Source organism: Mesorhizobium sp. M7A.F.Ca.AU.001.01.1.1 (assembly GCF_004022735.1).
In the GTDB taxonomy this organism is placed as follows: domain Bacteria; phylum Pseudomonadota; class Alphaproteobacteria; order Rhizobiales; family Rhizobiaceae; genus Mesorhizobium; species Mesorhizobium ciceri.
Genome location: NZ_RZPF01000949.1, coordinates 1 through 1991 on the forward strand (window position 1 = coordinate 1; position 1991 = coordinate 1991).

A 1991-nucleotide genomic window follows, 5' to 3' on the forward strand; every position below is an offset into this window, starting at 1 on the left:
GTCGAGCATCGCGGCCACGGCAAGCGCGATGCGCGGCGTGGTGGCGGCGTTGCCCTCGATGAAGTTTGTCAGACGGGCAAGCACGATCGCCCTGACCACGCGATCCGGCAAGGGATCGCCGAACGAGGTGGCGGCGGCAAACGCCTTGATGCGCGCATGGCGATCACGCTCGTCAGGTTCGAGCTTTCGGCTTGCCAATTCCCCCATGGCGGTTGTGACGCCATAGATGACCGGTGGCGGATCGGATTCAATCAGCTTCAGAAACGAGACGCGGCATTCGGCGATGCGCTGCAAGGCCTTCTCGCTGATCTCCACCGTGTCCTTCTTCCAGGCGACGCGGAAGACAGTGTCGAGGTTGATGTCTTCACGCGTCGACAGGCTAACTGGCATGCTTCACACCATCGGAAATAAGGGACTTAGTAGAGTGGTTCCTCGAACAGCGTCTTGTCGCCGTCGACCAGCGCCTTGATCTGCGCGGTGCCGTCGCCGGCAAGAGCAAGACGGATGCCGAATGGCCGCACCCGCATGTCGTTCTGGATCGCCATCCCCTCGCCTTCCGGCAGATAGAAGCGCTCGATGCCATAGTCCGGCGCGATGGTCGCCTCTTCGCCGCGAAGGTCCCAGCCTTCGGCGATGTGGCCTAGAATATCGGCCTCGTCGGCGGTTGCCATCGTTGGCGCCTTGCCGAACCAGGCGGCCGTCGGCTGCCAATAGCCGTCGGCGCCCTTCTTCAGGCGCACCACAATCGACGTAGCGTCGCTTGAAAATTTGTCGGGCGGAATGTTGGCGATCATTTTCACCGGTATGCGTGAAATCTCGTAGCCCAGGATAATATAGTCGCCGCGCAGGAGGTCGCGCGGATCGACGGGTTCGATCTTCAGCAGCACTTCCTTGCCGTTGCGCAGGATCGCCGCCCGGCCGGCGATGATCCAGCTCAGGAAGCCTATCTGGACGAGCGCCAGCACCAGCGCCGAGATGACAAGCCTTTTCCCGGTGATCATGCCGTGGCTCCCTTGGCGTCTGGGCCCTTCATGCGTTTTTCCACGCGGATGATGACGATCGCGAGGATGCCGAGCAGCACCGCGGCGGCCAGGAAGAAACCGGCCGTATCGAGCATCGATTGCAGGGTCACGACATAGATGATGGCGAGTTCGAAGGCGAAGCCGAGATAGGCAAGCCAGCGTAGCCCACGGCTCTCCCGTCCTGCCAGCACGATCGCGGCGACAACACCGGCCAGCGCGATCGCCGAAGCGAGGGCAAAACCGCTGTTGTAGGTGCTCTCGTCGGCGAGTTCGAACTGGATCATTGCGAGGCCGGTGAGGAAGGCGAGCAGCGCGTGCAAGGGCAAGCGGCCGCCGAGTTGCACGACCCGGTCGACCGGGCCAGGCGCGAAGACCGAGGCCGCGAACAGCAGCGCCGAGGCGACGACCAGCGGGATCGCCACCTGCAGCGTGTCGTGGTTGGTGACCAGCAGCATGAGATAGAACAGCACCGACAGGATAATCAGGTGGCGCGCCGCCTGGCTGCGGGTCCAGAACGAGACGGCAAACAGCACGATCGCCATCACGACGAAGCCGTGCGGAAAATCGCTGCGGCTGTAATAGTCGAAGCCTTTGAGGACCAGCCAGGCATCGGCGATGCCGACCGAAGCCACCGTCAGCGGGTTCGATCGCAGCGCAACCGCCGCCAGCGCCGTGCCGGCTCCCCAGGTCACCAGAGCCGAGGCCTCGTCGCCCGAGAGATGATACATCTGGCCGATCAGCGCGATCGAGCCGCCGAAAGCCGCGGCCGCCACGATCCACAGCGCTTCCCCGATTGCCGCATGGTCGCGGGCCTTCAGCACCGCGCCGCCGACATAGCCGCCAAGGATGACGGCAAACAGCGCCGCCAGCTTGCGTGTCTGGCGCGCCAATTGGGACGCGATCCCGAGGCTGGCGCGCGTGGCGGCGCCGAACAGCAAGGCGGCCATCATAGCCAGGATCGAGCCGAAG

General features: G+C 64.1%; 3 protein-coding genes. All 3 read right to left on the bottom strand.

Translation table 11 applies throughout. The features are described 5' to 3' along the window. On the bottom strand, positions 1–390 hold a 390-nt coding region (locus EN884_RS34410), incomplete at its 3' end, for an aromatic amino acid lyase (protein ID WP_164895369.1). Between the two features lie 26 nt (positions 391–416). Beyond that, positions 417–1001 (bottom strand): GDYXXLXY domain-containing protein, encoded by a 585-nt coding sequence (locus EN884_RS34415; RefSeq protein ID WP_128361057.1) that lies wholly within the window; start codon positions 999–1001, stop codon positions 417–419. Next, positions 998–1991: DUF2157 domain-containing protein (locus tag EN884_RS34420; protein ID WP_128361058.1), on the bottom strand; the 994-nt coding region annotated here is incomplete at its 5' end. The genes EN884_RS34415 and EN884_RS34420, both read right to left, overlap by 4 nt.